Origin of the sequence: Blautia sp. MSJ-9 (assembly GCF_018919065.1) — a bacterium.
GTDB lineage: Bacteria > Bacillota > Clostridia > Lachnospirales > Lachnospiraceae > Blautia_A.
Genome location: NZ_JAHLQG010000020.1, coordinates 44,258 through 64,036, shown reverse-complemented (window position 1 = coordinate 64,036; position 19,779 = coordinate 44,258). Strand labels below are relative to the sequence as shown.

The following is a 19,779-nucleotide window of genomic DNA, read 5'->3' as shown; positions in this document are numbered from 1 at the left end:
GGCTCCTCCTTTCGTTATATTCCCAATGCATCACCACATACCGGAAATGATACCGCCCAATTCTTTGTACTGATTCCGGGCGATATATTCTCCTCTGCGCTCTGCAATTTGGTGCTTTGTTTCGGAAATGTCCCACTCTCACCAGAATTTCCGGCAATGGGATATTGCGTATTTAGTGCTTTTGTCTGCACTTCAAAAGATAATTTCTCACTTGCAATCTCTAATTCCAAACTGGTTTTTGGATATGTACCGCTTTCTCCTGAGTTTCCAGAAACGGGGAATGTCGTTTTTAGCGCCTGTGCCGCCGTTTCCAAGATCACATTTTCTCGGGCTATGCCTAATCCCATATTTACGCCTGGAAGCAAGCCTGCCAATATAAAGCGTTTTCTCCATACCTCTGTATTCACCTCCAATCCCAAACGGGCTCTGCAGGTACATCTGGTCTGGAATGGAATATGTGCAGGGATTCTTCTTTCGATAACCTTCTGCAGAATACCGATTGAAATAAACTCGCCCTCATCATTATTAAATTCAATGCACAATGTCGGACCATCCCAAAACACTTCGCCGTCATGTCCGGTATATGCTTTTATAAGCTGTAAGATAACACTCCTACTTAAATGTCCGGTACCGGAATAATATGCCTGTACAATTCTTCTCCGTTCTTCTATCGTTATCTCTGTATCATGCTCAATACGTAGCATTTTCTCATACATAAGTAACGTAGGGTAATCTGCCTGAGATGGATATAGGTTTTTGACCTCCTGCTCCATCTTCTTTGCCAGAACATCAAGGAGCCACCCTTCAAACATATAAACGGCATCCATCTCTTTATACTCTGTCCACCACTTCGGACCATAGCTGACGATCTCCTCATATCCCGGAGCGGATGAATTATAAAATATTTCCATCAACAGTCACCTCCCCAAGTACAGGAACCTGCGCATTAGTAAAAGTGATATTGACTGATTTTCCATTCAATTTCAATTGGTCATAATCAATAACTTCGTCCATATTCTCTAAAATGGCACCTACGCGAACATATCTAATCGCCATACCGTTTGCGTATTCTTCCAATGCCATATCTGTAAAATACTTTTGAAGTAACTCTTTGAATCCTTCCTGTATTCCAGAATAAGTTGCATCATTTTTCTTTAATACGGATACCGTTATATCCACTTTTATTGCTTCAACAGCTTCTGCAGTAAAGAACTGACCAATATTCGCAACGCCTTCTCCCATCCCAGTACATCCCGGATCAATGTAATTCTGGACATTATCTACAACTGTTTGTGATGGCACGCCTCCTGTAGTCGAAACAAGGATTCCTTTTACTGTATACGGACCGTTCCATAACGGAATGATTCTTGCTGCCCCTACCCCTTCAACAGATTCGCACCAAGTTCTCACCTGAGATTTATTACCATTTTCATCTGGACCTGAGATACGGTTTTTCAAACGTTCTCTGGCAGAATCGTCGTCCTCAGCATCCGTTGCAGGAATTGCCAATTCTCCAAGAGTCGCAGCAATAAGTCCATCTACGTCCAGCTCCGGGACAACTTTCAAACCGGATGCCAGATTATTCATGTCCGTACCCATATCTTCTGATATGAGAATATATCTTCCTTCGGAATCCTGTGACAGTATAAAGAAATATTCTTCTACTGACATTTTTGAATCCAGATCAGGCGCCTGACCGATAAAATTCACATAATAGGTTGCAGGTGTTGGCTTTTCTGGATTCCTCACCAGACCTCGTTCTGCCATCTTCTCATCGAGAACATCTCCTGTACATGTATCCAGTGAAATGATCTCTTTTACCATTTTCAACTGCTCAAGAAGCATGCTTGTGCGAATAATACTTCCCATACAGGCATCCCAGTATATACTGCCCTGCCGCGCATCTACATTCAGGAATGCTCCCATATCATAGAATTGCTCAATCAGGACATCTTCCGTAATATCGTTCAGTGGTAAATCTTCAATATTTTTCAGCTTTCCTACGATTTCTGTATCCACTTCCATAGGAGAATCGGCAAGCATTAACGCCATTGCTTCTTTGAATTTCTGTATCTTTTTCTCCATTGTTTCAGCCATCGTTAATGTCTCCTTCTACTATAGTGTCCCCGAACGTTGTTTCAGCAAAAAAGGAAACGTACACGGAATCCCCATCCAGCATTTCAAACTGTACGTCCTCAATTCCAGTAACCTCGTCCATGTTTAAAAAAGCATCTTCAATCATTGCCGGAATATCAGATTCGAAATATCCGGGTGTCAAATCACTGTTTCCAATCTTATTCATAATATCGCATCCGTACTGATCATCATAAATGTCATAAGCATATCTTCTTGTTTGCAGTGTCTTAAATAGGCTCTGACAAATAGCGTCCAGCCCATCAACCATTCCTATGATCCTTTTATTTTCAAAATCCATGCGATATGTACGGTAAATCGCACTTTCGTCTAACTCTTCGCCCTCTTCAGGAGAATTAATAATGTCTTCATCCATCTCTGCATCCTCCTTTTATACACGATCCAGAAAGTAATAAATTTTCCCTCTGTTTACTGCCAGTAAGTACCATTTGTCACCTTCACATATATGTCGTCTGGACCTGGACGGAATAATAACCGACTGTTCTGATAAGCTGACGTTCATATCATCCATCAGGACTACTTGTAAAGGACTCACCGATGAGATATATCCGACAGCAATATGCGGCATGTCTCGTTGTGCGATCATTCTAATAATTTCCGAAATATTATTTGCCATCCTTCTACCTCCAAACGCTATGCTTTTTCTAGCCAAGAGCTGCTTGCATATCCCCATGTTCCGTTATACTGCACATGATACCAACTGCCCTCACTCTTTCCATCCCATGTCACCGTTTCTCCATGCGGAATCGTAGCAATAACACCAGCATTCGGACCACTTCTCAAGTTCAGCCCACTATTCGCAGTAACTTTATATTTGTTTCCACCGCTTTTTGATTTTGAGCTACTACTTCCTCCAGACGATGTTCCTGAGGTTTTATCATAACTGAGTTTCAGATCCATTGTATGATGTCCATTCTCGAATGTATGTGTATCCTCTTCAATGAACATGATCCGTTCAACTCCCAGTGGGGAAATCTTCACATAGGCACATTTACCAGAAACGCATCTTGTGTCACCAGTCGCAGAAACTTTCAAATCTTTATCTATGATGCCTTTTTCCATCTTAAAAGTTTTGATCCTCTGATTTATTTCTGTCTGAGTGATGTCCTCATCTACACTTTCAATGTCTGAAAACCTGCCGATTTTCTTCTCTAAAGCGGAATCTATTGTACTGCCCTTACTGTTCCCCTTCGAGGTTATCAACGTCAATCTGGTCCTTGTGTTATAAATAGACCGGGACATTTCATACGTTTTAATATTCGTATCAAGGGATAATAAAGGCATCGAGGTTTGTTCTCTCCTCTTCCTCAGATATATTTTCCCTTTTTCAGAAGATACATAATACCGAATACCAGTTGCGTAATACGTCTGGCTCAGTGCATCTTCTATTACATCCCAGTAGGTTGTATTCTTCTTTATCAGCTCACCGATCACATATACTGTATTCGCAGCAGCGCCTAACGGAAGTCCTAACTGTTTCAAACAATACTGAAAAATATATGTGGCCGTCTTATTTTTAAAAGAAAAATTTCCCTTATTATTGCAGAGATAAATGCAATTATCATATGCTTTTATAGACAGTGTTCTTTTATTGCTCCGGTTATCTGTCATAAGAATGCCCCGGAACAATTCTTTCTTTTTACTGTAAAAAAATACGTTCTGCCCTTCACCAGAATTTGCGGTTGCCCTTGTATACTGTTCAGAATCTGAGAGAATTGCAGTCAAAGTCCGCGGTGCATCTCCTCTTCGTCCTGCAACAGTAACTTTCTTTACCAATTTTGTTACATTCGTATATGTACCGTTTTTCCCAATTTTTACTTTGATTTCATTCATCGTGCGGTACCTCTTATACTTTGCTCAGATAAGAGCTGTAAGCATATCCCCACTTGCTGCCATACTTCACATGGTACCAGCTCCCGTTCTTTTTCCCATCTGATGTAACGGTCTTTCCATTTGGAATCAATGCTATTATCGTTGCATTCGGCCCTGTCCTCAAATGAAGTCCACTGCCAGCAGTTACTTTATATTTCAAGGTTGTTTTATTACTCGGCCTTTTTCCTGTATCCGTTGTTTTGGCCTTTTTATTATTCTTTTTCTTATAAGTGGTAACGGATGGTTTTCTATGTTCCCTTATCTTCACTTTATAATAAATTGCCCCTACGTCACCGCCCTGCTCGTATGCTTCATATAATGCAAGATCAGCATATATGTTTATAGCAAACGGTCCTCCAACAAGTACAAAATGAAATGGATTTTTCTTGTTCAGTAACTTCATCATCCATTCGTGCCACTTTGCAGGTGTTTTAAATTCCTTCTTTAAGCAGGAACAATAATTTTTTCCGTACACCGGAGGGAAAATTGATTCAAATTCAATTGTCATTGCATCCCTTTTCCCCCGGTGCAGAATTTCTCCAAACATATCTATATCTACAGATGTTAATTTTCCATTCACTGTAACGGAAAACTTTTCTGGAAGCATCGGGACAACGCGAACCGTCTTATCGTTGTTGTAATTAAAAAACATTCTATATTTTGTTGGATTGTTTGACTTCTCCTTAAAAATATTAGTACTCATACGATGCGTCGCCTCCTACTAATGCTTCTTCTGCTACGATATTCACAAATACATCTTTTACCTTTTCCATGAGCACCTGCACAATATCGTCCTTTGATACACCATTACCAGCAGTTATTTTTCCGCTGCCATTAATATTAATATCAATACTACGATTATTGCCGGATGCTTTCTCTTCATTTGTTGAACCGTTATTTTTCCCCTCTGAATAAATGGACGGAGCCATTTGAATAGGTCTATCACTCAATGCACCTAAACGTTTTCCTGCCTCCTGCCATAAGGAATACGCATTTTCTGATCCATTCAATGGGATAATTGCTTCTGGTCCTGCCTCTGCAACCATACCAAGATGTGGCTCATCAAAAATACCGCCATCCGCATGAAGCGAAGCGGTTACCGTTGCTGATCCAGTTGCTCCTCCACCAAAACTGATGGTTTTTGATGGATTTGCAAGGGAATAATTCGCTGTCAGTGTTACATTTACAGTGCCGGATGCGGAATACGGATTCGCCCAGGCACTTGTAACAAGCCCACCTACGTATGAATAAAGCGCGTCAATGTTGTCGGAACCTTTAGCAAGCGTAACGTCTACTGTTCCATCAGCCGGAAGTGCAGTGGAAAATGCACTGATCACATCACTCTGCGTTGTCGCCACTGCCTGAGAAGGATCAACATTTCCTGCGGTGATCGTAATATCTGCCGGAACATTTATAGGAACTGCACTCTGCTCTCCCAGCTTTCCAGTGATTTCGGATGATAACTGGGTATCATCAATAGCACCAGCTTTGATAGTTACATTTGCCGGAACTTCCACCGGAACAGCTTCACCCTGCTGTAATTTCTCGGAAATTGCGGATGCAAGCGCACTATCATCCAGACTTGCCACTTCGAACTTGATCGTCGTAGGAACATCCGTTTCTTTCGGTTCTGCCTGCGTCTCCTGTTCCTGCGCCGCCTGCGTTATCTCAGAATCATTTACACCAGCATTTGTCATGTTGGTTTTTACTGGCTGATCTCTTTCGATGGTTTCAGATGTCTGATTTTTTGCTGCTTCTTCTGCTGCCTGTCCAGTCTGAGAAGCATCTACTCCACTATCCGTAAGAGTCGTTTTAACTTCCTGCTCAGCTTCAATAGTTTCTGCTGTTTCACTCTGCGCCGCTTCTTCTGTAGCCTCTCCAACACCAGATGCATCAACCTCACAAGCACTAGCCGGAATATTAATCTTCTGTCCTATCTGAATGATATCTGGGTTTTCAATCTGCGGATTAGCCGCAAGCAGCTCATCCAGTGCAACCCCACATTCTAAGGCAATCTCACTTAATGTCTGGCCTGCTGTTACTTCATACTCGACCGTTGCCACTCCGTTTATGGTAGCGGTATTTCCAGTAGCCTCCAATCCTTCAAAGGCTTTATTCAGTAATTCGTCTACATGGTCCTGATTTACTTCAATATCGTCGACTTCTGCCTGCATCCCTTCGATTGTCACCGGGTCAGGATCAACGTCTGTGGTCGCTCTATCAATAGCAGTCTTTAATTCTTCTGGAACGCTTACAGTTCCATCCTGAATCGCCTGTACCAGTGCTTCGCTTGCCGGATCAGCAATCATCTGATTTGCAAATACCTGCCATGCAGCATCCGCATCACCAGCTGCAGCACCTACCTTTACAGCATCATTAAACGCCGTCATAACATCTTCCGGAACTTTTTGCCCCATCTCTCTATACTCATCAATCAATCCTGCCATACTTTCTACGTCAGGTTTCATGGTATCATATATATCGAATAGTGTTTTTTGATCTTTACCACTGAAAAAACTAGTTCCAGTCATTGCGCTACTAAAAGCATTTCCCATTGAGCTTACTAATGAGCCATAATCTTGATTTGCAAGGTAACTATTTGCATTGCTTAAAAAATCACCAGTTTTTTCCTTGATTGCTGAATAATTTTTCTCTAACTTTTCTCCGTATGCATCAGATAAAGTATTTTTCTCAAATTCCAGACTATTTCCAATCATGCTTGCCTGACTATTTCTTACGGCATATCCAGCCTGCTGTTTATAATCACCAAGTTCTGCATCAGAAATCCTCTGAACACCATTTTCGTCTGCTCTATTTAAAGCATTCAAAGTGGTATATAATTTCTTTTCTGATGTTTCCAGAGCAGCTGTCGCTGTCTCTCTCTGCTGTCCCAGTTCCTCCACTACTTTTGTGAAGGTACCAGTTGTCAAATCTTTTCCTGAAAGTTTGCCGTATTTCTGCGTCAGCACATCCATCTGAGCCTGTGCTTCTGCTTCCTGCCACCCCTCCATGATATTGTTAATCTTACTCTGCAATTGGTCGATAGCCGCCTGCTCATCAACATCAATAATGCCATCTTCCAGTGCAGACTGTACCAGATTTGTAAGACCGCTGGACAAATACTCCATCTGTCCAAGATCCTGCTCAGCCCATTTCTCAATTTGAGAACTGAGACTGGATCCATCCGGCATTTTGATATTGAACTCTTTTACGGTCATTTCCGCAGCAAGTGTCTGTTCTGTAAGCGCCTGTTCTATATTTGACTTGAACGTCTCTATATTCTGCATATAGCTGGACTGTTCATCTTCTGACAACGTTATACCGACACGTGCTTTCCATTCCAGAGCATCATTTGCCGCAAGAGCATCCTGCGCCTGCTGATTAAGTTCTTCCGCGTTTTCAAAATGTCCAAGGGCCGCATTGATATTTACAAGCCATTGCGCATTGATCACACGCGATGCAAAATCCTGTATTTGTGATTCATCCAGTTCTATATTTCCAAAATGACTGTTCAAACTATCTTCAATCTGAATATCGTTATATTTCTTAACAGCTAATCCTACCGCCGTAATAGCACCTACTGCTACCGCAGCACCTGCCGCCCATGGGGTACCGAATAAACTGGTTCCAAATTTTCCAAGAGCACTGACAATACCGCCTGCTTCTGACACATTCTTCGCAATGGCAAATCCAGTATTTACAGTTTTCATTGCTGCAAATCCAGCACCAATAGATGTAAATGCACTTGCTACTGCCTGAGGATTCTTTAATACATTTTTCACCAATGGTGCTATCGCATTCCCCACTTTTGAAATACCGCCTGCTAAACTTCCAAATGCCTCCGGTACCCAATCTGTAAGCGTCGGAATAATATCGCTTGTAATCCACTGGGCGCCCTCACGCATTGGTTCTTCCATCGCCTCAAAGACCTGCAACTGCATTTCTTCATATGCGCTGTTCATGTTTGCCAGATCACCATTGAGATTGTCATTCATAATATTGGCCATATCTTCTGATGCCCCGCCAGCACTTCTCAAGGCTTCTTCATATCCAGCAACCTTGTCCATGCCTTCTGTCAGCACCATATTTACACCCTTAATGGAATCATCGGTAAATACGGAACTCAATGCCGCAGCTCTCTGAGCACTTCCCATTCCTTCTGTGGCTTCTCCTACCTCTGTCAAGATATCTGTCATATCTCGGAAGTTTCCAGAAGCATCCTGAACAGCAATAGAGGTTTCACCTATCTTGATCGCACCATCGTCCATTTTAGCCGTAATATCTCGCATCATGGCTCCCAGCGTTGTACCAGCTTCAGAACCTTTTCGACCTTGGTTCGCCATAGCCTCCAACAGTGAAGTGGTCGTCTCTACATCCTGTCCGGCGGCGTGCATATTAGCCGCAGCATTCTTATATGCTTCTCCTAACTGTGCCGCAGTGGTATTACTGTTGGACTGAGCATATGCCAGCATATCAGCAAAATATGTTGATTGGCTTGCCTCCATACCGAACGCAGACAAATAATCGGTAACCATGTCGGATGCTTCGCCCAGCCCCATACCAGAAGCCGCAGCAAGGTTAAGGACACCACCCAAAGCTGACGTTGACTGTTGTGCATCCCATCCTGCCAAACTCATATATTTGAGGGCTTCTGCTGCCTCAGATGCTGAAAAGACAGTAGTTGCACCATATTCTCTGGCAGTGTTCTCCATCATAGCAAGATCACTGGAGGATGCACCTGAAATCGCCGCAACTTCTGACATTACGGAAGTATAATTTCTACCAAGTTCTACGGAATCATTGGCGAAATCTCTCACTTGTCCGATAACTGCCGCAGCTGATACTACCGCAAAAAGAGTTCGCAATGCTCCACTAAAATTTATTGCCTTTGATGATGCCTCATCCATTGAGTTTCCTGCATCATCCACCTGTCCTGCCAATGACTCTAAACCGTACGCGCCATCTCCCAGACCGTCCGTTGAGCCTGCAAGTTCATCTACACTTTCCGAAGCCCTGGATGCGCTGTCAGATAAATCATCTGCACTGTTAGCCGCTTCGGAAAAAGCAGATTCTATTCCCCCTGTACTTCCTGCTGAAAAATCATTAAATCCATTTACAGCTTCTTCAATGGCATTTCCAAGTGCCTCCGCATCATCTTCAACTGAATTGAAGGCACTTCCTGCCTGACTTGCAAATGAATCAACGGTGCTGGAACGAAAAGCATTGTCCATAGCTCTCCCAGCGCTGCTAAGCTGACTAGCTGCTGTCCGTGCCGTGCTTGTTATTCTCTGCATTTTTGCACTAACATCATCCTGCAAGGTCATACGTACAGACACATCACCCATTTTCCATCACCGTCCTTTTCATTTTGTCTTTATATAAACTTTAGCCAATTTGTCATTGGCATTAAGTGGTCTGTCTCTTGCCAGTTCCTCCGAGGCTATATAAGCAAGCTGTATGTTCCTGTCCATAGATGCAAACTCCTCCATGCGGAGTCCTCTTTTCTGCCACAATAAGTGAGCCCACATCCAATCGTAAGAATCTTCATCCTTGCTTTCCCCGGACATCATTTTTTTAATTCTTCAACAACCTCTTTATCGTCCTTTTTAGAAGCAAGCCCGCACGCCTCCATCAGGCACTGATCTGCATATTTGAAATCGTCTCTGTCCGGGAAGATAATGTTCGGCATATCAAGGCGATCATATACTCCATAAAATTTCATCAGTTCTGGATCATCCAGTTTCGGCTGCACAAATGCCTCCACCATCATCTCAAGTCCTGCTGATTCACTGTCATATTCATTCAGGACTGCAACCTGTCCGTTAGCAGCAACAATCGGACGATCTCCGTTGTTTTTGTCTCGATATACAGTCCGACTCTTGTAATTATTTCTGATTTCTCTAATTTCTTTGGTCGAAAGTCTCTTGATAATGAACGGAATTGGTTTTCCTTCTTCATCTACATACTTTGCAATTCCCGGGAACTCCATTGTTCCACGATCTCTTAACTCCGGTTTCATAAATGCTTTCATGTTGATACCCATTCTTTTTTCCTCCATTTTTCAATACTAAAAGGGAGGGCTGTTCCCTCCCCTGTTCGCTATATTTACAACTACTCTTTAAACCAGATCTTTTGCTCCGAACTTGATAGATTCCTTAACTACGTCGCCCTCAGTATCCATATCAATCAAGTTAATATCATCTGTAGGAACACAACCGATACAGGTAACCTCTTCGCTCTTATTTACGTCATAGAAATCTGAGTTTTTATCGTCCTGAATACCCTGAATGGTAAGTTCTGGGGTTTTTCCTGATTTCAGATATTCGTCAATCATTCCACGGTATCTTCGTGTGGTTTTCCACTCTTCAACCGTAACTTCGATATCGTATCCAATCCAGCGCCGGTTCGTTCCTCGTTCTGAGAGCTGCTTACCGGACCATACTGTCGGTTTGAATACAACTAAGAACTTACAAGCGTCAGCAATTAAAACACCATCCAGGTATACTTTACCCTCTCTTGCTGAAAGAGGGCTTCTATTTACACGTTCGCCTGCCATCTCTTTTTTCCTCCTTTCTTACTATCGTGCAACAACATTGAAATAATATTTGTCTGCACTGTCTACGGCTTTCAGTCCTACATTGAAATACAGACTATCTCCAACCGATCTCTCTGAATCTACAAGGAAGTCATTATCATAGTCAACTTCGCTGACCGCTCCTTCTTCCTCATAGTTTTTCAGCATAGAGCGTCCAATTCCTTCTACGACAGGATATTCCTCAGGACGTGCATTGTACTTACCTGGACGGAAAGTAACAAGCAGATCATTGGCAAAACTATCGTAAACACGAAGCGGACGATTTTTATTAATATCCTGTGGATCATCAGAACCGATATTAACACGGCTATTGATGTCATATTCCAGAATAACAGCACCTTCCTCATCAACACTGAAAAATGTCTGTCCAGCTTTAATAGCGGTAATGGATGCTTCGTTATTCATCTCGCCTACTACTGCAGTGGCATTTGTTACAGTGGCATATGTAAGCGTATCAACTTTGTCTGCACCTGCGGTAGCTCCAGCAAGCCATGCACACGCCTCTGCTGTTGTCAGTGCTCTATCTCCATATACAAAGGAGTTCACCAGATTGATGATTCCCTCATAATCTGCGGAGAAATTCGGTGCTACTGCCTGACACTTCCAACCGATACTCTCGCGGATATATTTAATCTTTGTAAGCAATGCCGCCTGTAAAGATGTTTCAGTGCATGGGAAACACATACAATTGAAACGGACCTTTTCAGACTTATCAAGAAAATCGGAGATACCAGCATTTCCAGATGTAGTGTCGGTTCCTCCTTCCAGTGTCGCAGAGGCAAACGCTGCCATTTCACCAGTTCCGACAAAATCTACATAAGCGGATGCACCCTTTAACTCGTCCATAGTCTTGACACCTTCCAGCATTTCAACTTCGGAACCATTCACAATAATGGACACATCAAAACCGCCTACCGGATTAGCAACTGATACAATCTTTGCTGTATTCCCAAGACTTCCCTTGTACTTGGCAGTTGCTTTCAGGGTCTTACCGCCTACAGTGATATCCTTTGTAGCAGCGGTTCCACCATCCGGGATATATACATATACTGTAGTCGCTTTCAGAAGCATAAGCTGCATCATCAGCATTGCGGAGCTTGTGTCATCGTAAACACTTCGTCCAAGTTCTGCTAAATGTCCATCTGGAGAATCAGCGGAAATAACGATCCATTCTCCTCTTGGTCCCCAGTCATAACCGATTAACGGAATTACTGCGGTACCACGTAAAGAACTGGATGCGGTTGGCTGTCTTCCGTTCTTTACATTAACATATACGCCCGGGCGTACTTTAGGCTGTGATAATTTAAATGTTCCACCTGCCATTATTCGTTACCTTCCTTTCCGTAAAGCCATTTATCAATAATAGCCTTCGCTTCTTTCTTTGTGTATTCCTTCTCAGCATGTCCATACATCGCACCATCAAAAGTGCTTCGTGACACGCCAAACAACACCGTGCTGTTTTCCCGAAGCTTTTCTACTGCATACTTCGGTTCTTTTGCGCTTGGTTCTACTGCCGGTTCTGCTATAACAGCACCAGCAGTCTCCTCAGCAATCTTTTTTGCTGCCATTCTTTTTGCCCTCCTTGTCTATTTATTTGTTTTCTGTATTGCTTTACTCCATGCGATATAGAATTTCTGCATCTTTGTTGTCTGCACTTCCGGCTGGAAATACACATCAAATGAAATTGACAATTCTACAATTCCATCGTCTATTTTTCGGGTTGTTGGTGGTGTTACTCTCAAAGACTTCCCGGTTGCTTTTCCTTCTTCATCCATAATCGGAATCAGACAATTGTTCAGCATAATGCCGTCTCGCATACCTGCCGCCTTTGCCTGCGCCTCCCAATCCGAACGCTCCATGATCCAGATATTCATTGTCATAGTGGTACAATAAGAACTCAGCGTTGCTTTTCTTCCAGCGGTATATGGAATCTGGAAATAAATAGAGGGAACATAGAAGTCCTCCGATATATCTTCGAAGTACAACTTTGTTCCCTCCTCTGAATTGTCCTGAATAAACCTTATCACGGCCGCAAGGCTCTGTTCTAAGCTAATGTCCATACAATTAACCCCCTACGGAAAATAGCGCCGGAAAAACTGTTCTAAAGACTTGCTTGCCATTTCTGGAAGCATACGTCTCAATGTATCCGCAGACCTGCTGAAATAAAAGGAGCCCTTAACAAAGGATGCTTTTAATACCATTCCTGTTTTTGCACCAGGAACGTATCTGAACTTTCCTCCATCAAAAACACCGGGAACAAAACGTCCCGGCGTCTGTCTATGTCCACGGTCAACCCATTTAGCATATTCCACATTTGTTCCGATCTGCAGTGTCAATCCTCCGAGATCGAGATTCCAGATATTACCCGCACCGCCCTTTGTAAAGCTGGCAAGCAGTTTTCCTGTATCCACATTTCCAAGCGATTCGATATTGCCCTGAATGATTGTCAGGAACTCCTCTCCGACTTCTTCCAGAGTTTTACCCATATAGGGTTTCAAATCAGCTCTTGCAGCTTCAACCTTGCTTGCGAATGCCTCTAACTGACTTGCATCAATCATCAAACCGCCCCCTTTATGCCATCCTCACTATGCATCGTCACAACAATATGGTGATTTCCATGTACAACTTTCGGGATTCCGGCTCGAAACATGTGATCATAGCCTTTGACAAAATCATTCTCCCTGATATCAGTACCATATGGCAGTGCAAGTTTGCATTCTCCTTCAACAGTTGCATATGGCTCCTTCTGCTTTATGCTCAGCGATGGATTTATATAAAAATGGCAAGGTACATTCTCTAAATCTGGAATGTCCTTGCGCATTTCTACCGGCTCCACTTTGATGCCATATTTAATGTTTGTCTCAGATTTTACAGGATGGTATATATCACATTTGTGATTAAAAAAATCTTCAAACATACGTCCTCCCTATAATACCCTAAGTCTCATCACCGTCTTGCCTATCCCCTCTGTAATGATATAATCTCCAAGCAGTTCCTCAAGATCAAGCCCATCAAGACTGATCGTAGCTGACTCAGCAGTATAAGAATAATCGTCAAAAGATTCACTTTTCATTTTTTTCTTAGTAGCTTCAATGTCATTTTTGGCATATGCCTCTGCTACAAGTATGACTGCCATTTTCACTGGTTCGGGAATTTCTTCATATTCCGTAAATTTATTATTCGTAACATGAATAACCTTCATTTCGGCCCTGGCAATATCGAAGGCCAGCTTTTTATCTGGTCTTTCTGCAACATCCTTATGGCTCGTATACTCTTTCACATCTTCTGGAAGGACCCACGGTCTTTCTACTGCCATATTTGACGCCCTTTCTTATTCAGGGATTCTTACAACATTCAGGTAGATTTCTGCTTCTCCTGCTGTTGCGGCATCCCCGGTAGATGTATATTTTGCTCTTACATTTACTTTGTTTCCTTTATAGATTTTAAACATATCCTTCTGGTATGCACCAGCAGTTCCCTCTGTCACATCATCTGTACCAAGTAAATCATCTGCATTATCATTTACACCAACAGTAAGAACATTGGTGGTCGCAGCATTAAACGGTGTTTTAATTACCGCAACTGCTTTTGTGATAATAATATTCTCAGGCAGTTCTACCAGCACAACACCATCGGCAATTCCTTTTGTGTCAAATGATACTCTTCCGACACATAATACCTGTTCGATTCCACACTTGCCTAAATCATAAGCATTCAGTAACATGTTTTTCCCTCCTTATCCTTCACTAAGCACTTCTCTTGCTGCTACCGCTCTTGCAATGGCCTCAGTAATTTTCTGTAATATTTCATCCTTGGTCTTGCATCCGGTGATATCAATACCCTTATTGTTGGCATATTCGGTCAGCTCCGCTTTTGTTTTCCCCTGAAGTTCAATTAATTCAGGTCTTTCCTGCGATTCATCTTCTTTGGCATCGTCTCCGAAAAGATCAACTCCATCCTCTTCCGGGTGTTCTTCTTTAACAGCAAGCGTTCTCTTCGTTTCTACTTCGGTATTGCCTACCAGTTCGAAATATCCAGACTTGACAAGACTGTCGGCCTGTTCCTTTTCCTGAACATATACATCCGGTTTATCGCTTGTCGCTCTCACAATCCCAAAATAAGAAAGTCCTTTTCGTAATCTTAAATGAAACAATTTTGTTCCTCCTTATCAAGAAAATACATATTCTGGAAGCCCTGTAATAATAGCAGTTGCCTCGAGCTCTTCAAGTAACACATCGAAATCAAAGTGAACTACGTAGAATCTCTTATCCTGCATAATCGCATCTTTGGATGCCGCATCTTTGCGGAGTCTCATGTTATAGGTATTAACCTGAATAATATTCTTAGGCTCAGAAAGAATAATTGTGTCATTTGACAGTCCCGGAACCTGCATAGACGGAATCGCAACAGGACTCTTATAAAGTTCCTGTGGAACGGCTCCGCCCTTTTCAGTAATCTTTTCCAAAAGGAATAATTCCCACTGCTGTGCAGTTGTCGGACTCATAAGCCAGCGAAGATTTCCGTTATTGAAACGATTTGGAATAGATGCAACCGCTTTGTAAAACATTTCAAGATCCATGCCCCCAGTTCCAGATACGTCGACAACATGTCCACCGTCCAGAATCATCTTCTTGATACCAGTATTCAGTTTAAGAAACTCATAGTCTGGATCACTTTCACTGGCTCCTTCATCACCATTAATAAGCAAATCTTCTGAATCCACACCAATCTGTTTTGTCATAAGATTAGTGATTGTGTTTTCAACGTTCTCACGTTCGATATTCTGTCGAAGAGTATCTTCTGTAATTTCCCATGGAAGGCGAACTGCACTTGTCTCATAATGGATGGACCCAAACTTAACGCTGCCTCTGTAGCCATCGTCTACGTTCTCTGTTTTTCCTCTCAGCATTCTTCTGCCAATTCCGATTTTGTCAATCTCACCAGATTTTTCGTCTCTAATCTCATGTCTGATTGCCTGTGAAAGCGGAGTAGCATCAAAAGTCTGCTGTAAAAATTTCTTTGCCTGATATGGCTGCATCAGTCCGCTTGTCATTGTTCCAGTCGTAATTGTCCCTGCTTTGCTTACAATCGTTCTATTGCCATTCATTCTGTTTTTCCTCCCTTTTTAAAGTAATCCGTGCAGATAGCACTCTTCTTCGGCACTCTTCTGCAGGTTTGTATCATTCATATTGGTAGGAAGTCCTGTACTTTTTAGAATCGGCTCCATTGCTTTCGCAACTGCTGCCTGGATCATCGCTTCTGCCACTTCTTTAGTAATGACTTCTTCTTTCGGCTGCATAGCCTTCTGAACAGCTTCGCCTACCATTTTCTCAATCTCTGAAGCGGTAACGCCTCCATTTGTAGCTACGTTACCGCCCGGTGCGACGTTTGTAGCTCCTTCCCCATTAGTTACTTCACCCTCGGCACTCGGAACCGCAACAGACGGTGTTACAGTAAGATTCGCCATAGCTTTTGTAATTGCATCTGATACAACTTTCTCAACTTCTGCCTTATTCACTTCTTCGTCCTCCTCTTCGTTGAATTTCTCAAGAAATGCACCCAGACTTTCATGGATTCCCTGCAGGGCTTCACGGTTCTGCGTGCTCATTTTTTTGCCTGCCTTTTCAATTGATTTAGACACGCCCTCTTTGTTGGCCAGTAATTCTACTACGATTGAATTGAAATCCTCTAAAGCTTCTCTGATAGTGGTTTCATCGTGTACTGGCTCGTAACATCCTGTTTGTGGGTTATACGTTTCCAGCAAGTAATCGGAAAGAGAATAATATGCTGTCCAGAAATTATCCCGGACAATACGTTTATTGTAGGTATCTTTCACCGCCCCTTTTTCAATCACATCGGTTGAATCTAAGTGCAATGCTTTTGATACCGCATCGACAACAGCTTTCATAATTCCCTTTTTTTGTGTTTTCTCAACAACATCATCAGAATTACTACTCTTTCGCATTCGCCGCCTCCACCAAGGGAAAACAACATATCTTTCACCGCTTCTTTATCTCTTTTCAGATTTCCAATCTCTGCCTGTTTATGCCGTACCTGTTCTAAATACTCTTTTGCCGTCATAAAATGCCCCTCCAGAAACTATAGTTTGACTAATCATCCACACCCGATGTATAATCAGGTTATCCGTTTGTGGGCTCTTGTCATATATGTTCTGGCAGGGGCTTACTTTTTTTATTGAAACGTTTTTCCCCTTACCTATCTGCAGCTTTCCTTTTTCTTCTGAACATCTTAGCTGCTTCACAAGTGGCAAAATGAGAAATATATCCATAACCAGATGTATTTTCTGCATAATCCTGAACCGTTCCTACAACTACGTCTCCATTACTAAGAACAATTCTGTCCTTGCCGCCTTTCTGTTCCACATAATGTACAAACGCTGGATCACACGGCATATTTTTACCTGCTTTTGTCTTTATCCAGATAATTCTTTTTCCGCATTTACTGCATGTTCCGAATGAACCTCTCGCCATATTCTTTCGTTCTCCCCTCTCACTCATCATAAGGGTAAGGATCATCTTCTGAGGATTCTGTACCGCCGTCTGCACCGTTTGTATCTTCCTGTCCCATAATTTCATCATCAGAAGTCTTTTCTCCGTCTGAAACGCTTTCTTCCTGCTCTGTCGGCTCCTCTTTCGATGTTTCCAGCAATGGTTGTTTCATAGGAAGTGCAGGTTTATCATCTACGACAGTTGCCTCAGCATCAACAGTATTCATAAACTCTGCATATTCAGGATCAAAGAAACTCTGCTGACCTCCTTCTGAAACATATTTAAGGACAAACCGCTGTAACTCTTCATCAAATACCAGCTCCATTTCGGTATCGTTCTTACCGTCAAAGCCATCTTTTACAGGCACCTGCGTATTAATTTTGTATTTTAATACTGGTTTATGTACCTCTCTGGAATTTCCGTCCTCATCCGGGATAAAGCTTGTTGCCATCGAAACATCAACCTTCATATTTATGGATCCTTCATCCGAATGGTTCTGTTCCATTTTCTGAAACAGCTTCTGCAACAACAGATTAAATTTCTCTCTGATCTGTGAAAAAGACTCACTTTCCATTGTAATTTCCTGCCAATTTGTACTAATTCCCATTTGTTTTTTCCTCTCTCAACTATCTATTTACAGGTTTCTCTATTTCCAGAATCCGGACTTCCACTCTTGGCTTATCAGAATAAAACTTTCTTACCTGACAATCTACGATCTGCGTATCATCATGGTATGCGATCTTATTCAATGAATCCGCAATAATCTTTATACAGTTATCCACATCCGGCTTTTTGGTTGGTCTGACAACGCCTTCCATCATAAGGCCCTGCTGCTTCTTTGATTTGCTTTTTGGAATTGAATAATATGCTTTTATCCTCATATCCAGCATGGCATCATCTGGAAATTTAGCATTTCCGCACTGGCTCAAATACTCCATATGAACCAGAGTTTCATAATTTACGGTATCTTTTGGTGTCGAGGCATGTCCCGTCTTGGTATTAAACCTCGGGCGGCCTTTCCCTTTCGGTTCTCCATATATGGTAAATTTGACTTCCATTATCTTTTATACTCCTTCAAACACACTTGAAAATTCCCGTGATTTATACGGTCTTATTTCTCCTGTATGTTCTCTTACAATGTAATCGCCTATTTTCGCCCTCAGCTTTCCGCACCCGGTATTTATCGTGCATCCATATATACGGACAGCTCCATCCATAATGCATCGGTCAAAATAAATGACTTCTTTCTTGACTGCTCGCAAAAACCATTCTGGTGCATTTACTTCGGCATCCCTGTTCAACTGAAATGCATCTGCAACAGGATTCCTTCTTCGATATTTCATTTTACCCACCTTCTACTTTGAGGTGTCCGCATTCTCCTTACGATCAGTAGCATGAACAAAATACGCCACTGACTTTCCTGTCGGTGTCACCTGCTTTTTATGCTGCCCTACATCGTACCCATTCACCGCAAGGATTGTCATAACCGTTTTGCGATCTTCCAGACCATAAATACGTAATTCTGCATCCCATCCGCTTTTTGCTTCTTTCTTCGGCGGTCCTGCGATCAACTCCTCTGGATTTATTTTTGCAACTGCAGCAATCTTAAAAAGAACATCTACTGCAATACTTGTTGTTGCATTCTCATAAGCTCCAATCTGGCTCTCACTTCTTCCAATAAGCTTCCCGAATGCTTTCTGAGATAACCCCATCTGGTTTCTGACTCTTTTAATCTCTTTTCCTACTTTCTGTGTTGAACTTTCTTCCATTCGTTCTTTCTCCTCTTAACTGAAATAATCCTCAAGCTGTTTCTGCCTCTGCGCGGCTTTTATAATTCTAAAAGACTTTCCCGGTATCTCAACCGGAATACAATGTTCAAAAATCCTGTCATATATCCTACGATATCTGATATCTGGATTCCTCATCATTTCATCAAACGTAAGATTGGTTGTTAAAATCATTGGCTTGTCTGCTCTTACCCTGCTGTCAATGACGTTGTACACTTTTTCCAGTGCATAATCCGTATTCCTCTCAGCTCCCAAATCATCAATGATAAGTAAACTGCACGCATTCAGCATTCCTATGTATGCAGCTTCATCCTGCCCCTGGATGTCCTGCAATATCTTCACAAAAGATGTCATGATTACGGATATCTTCTGCTCCATCAATTCATTTGCAATACAGGCCGCCGTAAAACTCTTCCCGGTACCACATGGACCATAGAACACCAAACCTACATTTTTCTCTTTTGTTTTTGGATTTCCTTCCGTGATCATCTGTTTAAACTGAGCAGTGTATTTTTGAGAAATTCTAAACGCCTTCTGGTTTTCTTCCCTCTGCTGATATTCAGAAAATCTTGCATCACGAAATTTGCTGGCCATCATAGAAGCATCTTTTAACCGCTGAATACGGCTCATCTCTTCCTGATACTCTTCTTTCTGTCTCTGTTCCTCTAGTTCCTTTATCCTGCAATCGCAAATACACCAGACCACTTTTGGGAAAAATGGACTGTTTATTCTTTTCTGTCTCGCTTTCCCACATATGCCACAATGCCACAAGCCGTCCTCGTCTTTATAATCTCCATGATGAATCTGCGTAACTGCTTCGGAAGGTTCCATGGGGATATACTGTGCTGCTGTGTCCATTTCT

The 19,779-nt window shown here is 42.3% G+C and carries 26 protein-coding genes; all 26 read right to left on the bottom strand.

Translation table 11 applies throughout. The features are described from left to right. Window positions 1-14: 14 nt before the first annotated feature. Window positions 15-911 carry a putative phage tail protein gene (locus KQI87_RS05755; RefSeq protein ID WP_216459281.1) on the bottom strand — a complete coding sequence of 299 codons (897 nt, stop codon included), beginning with the start codon at window positions 909-911 and terminating at the stop codon, window positions 15-17. Continuing rightward, window positions 895-2,097, bottom strand: a complete 1,203-nt coding sequence (locus KQI87_RS05750; protein ID WP_216459280.1) for a baseplate J/gp47 family protein — start codon at window positions 2,095-2,097, stop codon at window positions 895-897. Before KQI87_RS05750 ends, KQI87_RS05755 begins: the two co-directional genes overlap by 17 nt. Then, window positions 2,090-2,509 carry a DUF2634 domain-containing protein gene (locus KQI87_RS05745; RefSeq protein WP_216459279.1) on the bottom strand — a complete coding sequence of 140 codons (420 nt, stop codon included), beginning with the start codon at window positions 2,507-2,509 and terminating at the stop codon, window positions 2,090-2,092. Before KQI87_RS05745 ends, KQI87_RS05750 begins: the two co-directional genes overlap by 8 nt. 15 nt (window positions 2,510-2,524) lie before the next feature. Then, window positions 2,525-2,770, bottom strand: coding sequence for a hypothetical protein (locus tag KQI87_RS05740; RefSeq protein ID WP_216459278.1), 246 nt, complete (start codon window positions 2,768-2,770; stop codon window positions 2,525-2,527). A gap of 17 nt (window positions 2,771-2,787) precedes the next feature. Next, window positions 2,788-3,987: an SH3 domain-containing protein gene (locus KQI87_RS05735; protein WP_216459277.1), complete on the bottom strand. Its 1,200-nt coding sequence runs from the start codon at window positions 3,985-3,987 to the stop codon at window positions 2,788-2,790. Between the two features lie 13 nt (window positions 3,988-4,000). Continuing rightward, the gene (locus tag KQI87_RS05730; RefSeq protein ID WP_216459276.1) at window positions 4,001-4,729 is read right to left on the bottom strand and encodes an SH3 domain-containing protein; all 729 of its coding nucleotides are present in this window, start codon (window positions 4,727-4,729) and stop codon (window positions 4,001-4,003) included. Then, window positions 4,719-9,371, bottom strand: a complete 4,653-nt coding sequence (locus KQI87_RS05725; protein ID WP_216459275.1) for a phage tail tape measure protein — start codon at window positions 9,369-9,371, stop codon at window positions 4,719-4,721. The genes KQI87_RS05730 and KQI87_RS05725 overlap by 11 nt, the downstream gene beginning before the upstream one ends. Before the next feature lie 221 nt (window positions 9,372-9,592). Then, window positions 9,593-10,069 (bottom strand): phage tail assembly chaperone, encoded by a 477-nt coding sequence (locus tag KQI87_RS05720; protein ID WP_216459274.1) that lies wholly within the window; start codon window positions 10,067-10,069, stop codon window positions 9,593-9,595. A 75-nt stretch (window positions 10,070-10,144) separates the two neighbouring features. Then, on the bottom strand, window positions 10,145-10,582 hold the full coding sequence (locus KQI87_RS05715) for a phage tail tube protein (protein ID WP_216459273.1): 438 nt from the start codon (window positions 10,580-10,582) through the stop codon (window positions 10,145-10,147). Window positions 10,583-10,603: 21 nt separating this feature from the next. Then, window positions 10,604-11,944 carry a phage tail sheath subtilisin-like domain-containing protein gene (locus KQI87_RS05710; protein ID WP_216459272.1) on the bottom strand — a complete coding sequence of 447 codons (1,341 nt, stop codon included), beginning with the start codon at window positions 11,942-11,944 and terminating at the stop codon, window positions 10,604-10,606. Then, on the bottom strand, window positions 11,944-12,189 hold the full coding sequence (locus KQI87_RS05705; RefSeq protein ID WP_216459271.1) for a hypothetical protein: 246 nt from the start codon (window positions 12,187-12,189) through the stop codon (window positions 11,944-11,946). Before KQI87_RS05705 ends, KQI87_RS05710 begins: the two co-directional genes overlap by 1 nt. Before the next feature lie 18 nt (window positions 12,190-12,207). Then, a complete protein-coding gene (locus KQI87_RS05700; protein ID WP_216459270.1) occupies window positions 12,208-12,681 on the bottom strand; it encodes a hypothetical protein in 474 nt (157 codons plus the stop codon). 12 nt (window positions 12,682-12,693) lie between these two features. Further along, window positions 12,694-13,179, bottom strand: coding sequence for an HK97 gp10 family phage protein (locus KQI87_RS05695; protein WP_216459269.1), 486 nt, complete (start codon window positions 13,177-13,179; stop codon window positions 12,694-12,696). Then, window positions 13,179-13,538 carry a DUF3599 family protein gene (locus KQI87_RS05690; protein WP_216459268.1) on the bottom strand — a complete coding sequence of 120 codons (360 nt, stop codon included), beginning with the start codon at window positions 13,536-13,538 and terminating at the stop codon, window positions 13,179-13,181. The genes KQI87_RS05695 and KQI87_RS05690 overlap by 1 nt, the downstream gene beginning before the upstream one ends. 9 nt (window positions 13,539-13,547) lie before the next feature. Then, entirely contained in the window at window positions 13,548-13,937 is a 390-nt protein-coding gene (yqbG, locus tag KQI87_RS05685; RefSeq protein ID WP_216459267.1) for a protein YqbG, read from the bottom strand. 15 nt (window positions 13,938-13,952) lie between these two features. Further along, a complete protein-coding gene (locus KQI87_RS05680) occupies window positions 13,953-14,345 on the bottom strand; it encodes a hypothetical protein (RefSeq protein ID WP_216459266.1) in 393 nt (130 codons plus the stop codon). Window positions 14,346-14,357: 12 nt separating this feature from the next. After that, complete coding sequence (locus KQI87_RS05675) at window positions 14,358-14,774, bottom strand: hypothetical protein (RefSeq protein ID WP_216459265.1); 417 nt, start codon at window positions 14,772-14,774, stop codon at window positions 14,358-14,360. A 15-nt stretch (window positions 14,775-14,789) separates the two neighbouring features. Beyond that, window positions 14,790-15,728, bottom strand: a complete 939-nt coding sequence (locus KQI87_RS05670) for a phage major capsid protein (RefSeq protein ID WP_216459264.1) — start codon at window positions 15,726-15,728, stop codon at window positions 14,790-14,792. Between the two features lie 18 nt (window positions 15,729-15,746). Further along, a complete protein-coding gene (locus KQI87_RS05665) occupies window positions 15,747-16,586 on the bottom strand; it encodes a hypothetical protein (protein WP_216459263.1) in 840 nt (279 codons plus the stop codon). Continuing rightward, window positions 16,526-16,702, bottom strand: coding sequence for a hypothetical protein (locus tag KQI87_RS05660; RefSeq protein ID WP_216459262.1), 177 nt, complete (start codon window positions 16,700-16,702; stop codon window positions 16,526-16,528). The genes KQI87_RS05665 and KQI87_RS05660 overlap by 61 nt, the downstream gene beginning before the upstream one ends. A gap of 131 nt (window positions 16,703-16,833) precedes the next feature. Continuing rightward, window positions 16,834-17,112, bottom strand: coding sequence for a hypothetical protein (locus tag KQI87_RS05655; protein ID WP_216459261.1), 279 nt, complete (start codon window positions 17,110-17,112; stop codon window positions 16,834-16,836). A gap of 19 nt (window positions 17,113-17,131) precedes the next feature. Continuing rightward, on the bottom strand, window positions 17,132-17,737 hold the full coding sequence (locus KQI87_RS05650) for a hypothetical protein (RefSeq protein WP_216459260.1): 606 nt from the start codon (window positions 17,735-17,737) through the stop codon (window positions 17,132-17,134). Window positions 17,738-17,756: 19 nt separating this feature from the next. Then, on the bottom strand, window positions 17,757-18,188 hold the full coding sequence (locus KQI87_RS05645; RefSeq protein WP_216459259.1) for a RusA family crossover junction endodeoxyribonuclease: 432 nt from the start codon (window positions 18,186-18,188) through the stop codon (window positions 17,757-17,759). A 6-nt stretch (window positions 18,189-18,194) separates the two neighbouring features. Further along, on the bottom strand, window positions 18,195-18,473 hold the full coding sequence (locus KQI87_RS05640; protein ID WP_216459258.1) for a hypothetical protein: 279 nt from the start codon (window positions 18,471-18,473) through the stop codon (window positions 18,195-18,197). 12 nt (window positions 18,474-18,485) lie between these two features. After that, on the bottom strand, window positions 18,486-18,899 hold the full coding sequence (locus tag KQI87_RS05635; RefSeq protein WP_216459257.1) for a helix-turn-helix domain-containing protein: 414 nt from the start codon (window positions 18,897-18,899) through the stop codon (window positions 18,486-18,488). A gap of 15 nt (window positions 18,900-18,914) precedes the next feature. Then, on the bottom strand, window positions 18,915-19,775 hold the full coding sequence (locus KQI87_RS05630) for an ATP-binding protein (protein WP_253292388.1): 861 nt from the start codon (window positions 19,773-19,775) through the stop codon (window positions 18,915-18,917). Window positions 19,776-19,779: the final 4 nt, after the last annotated feature.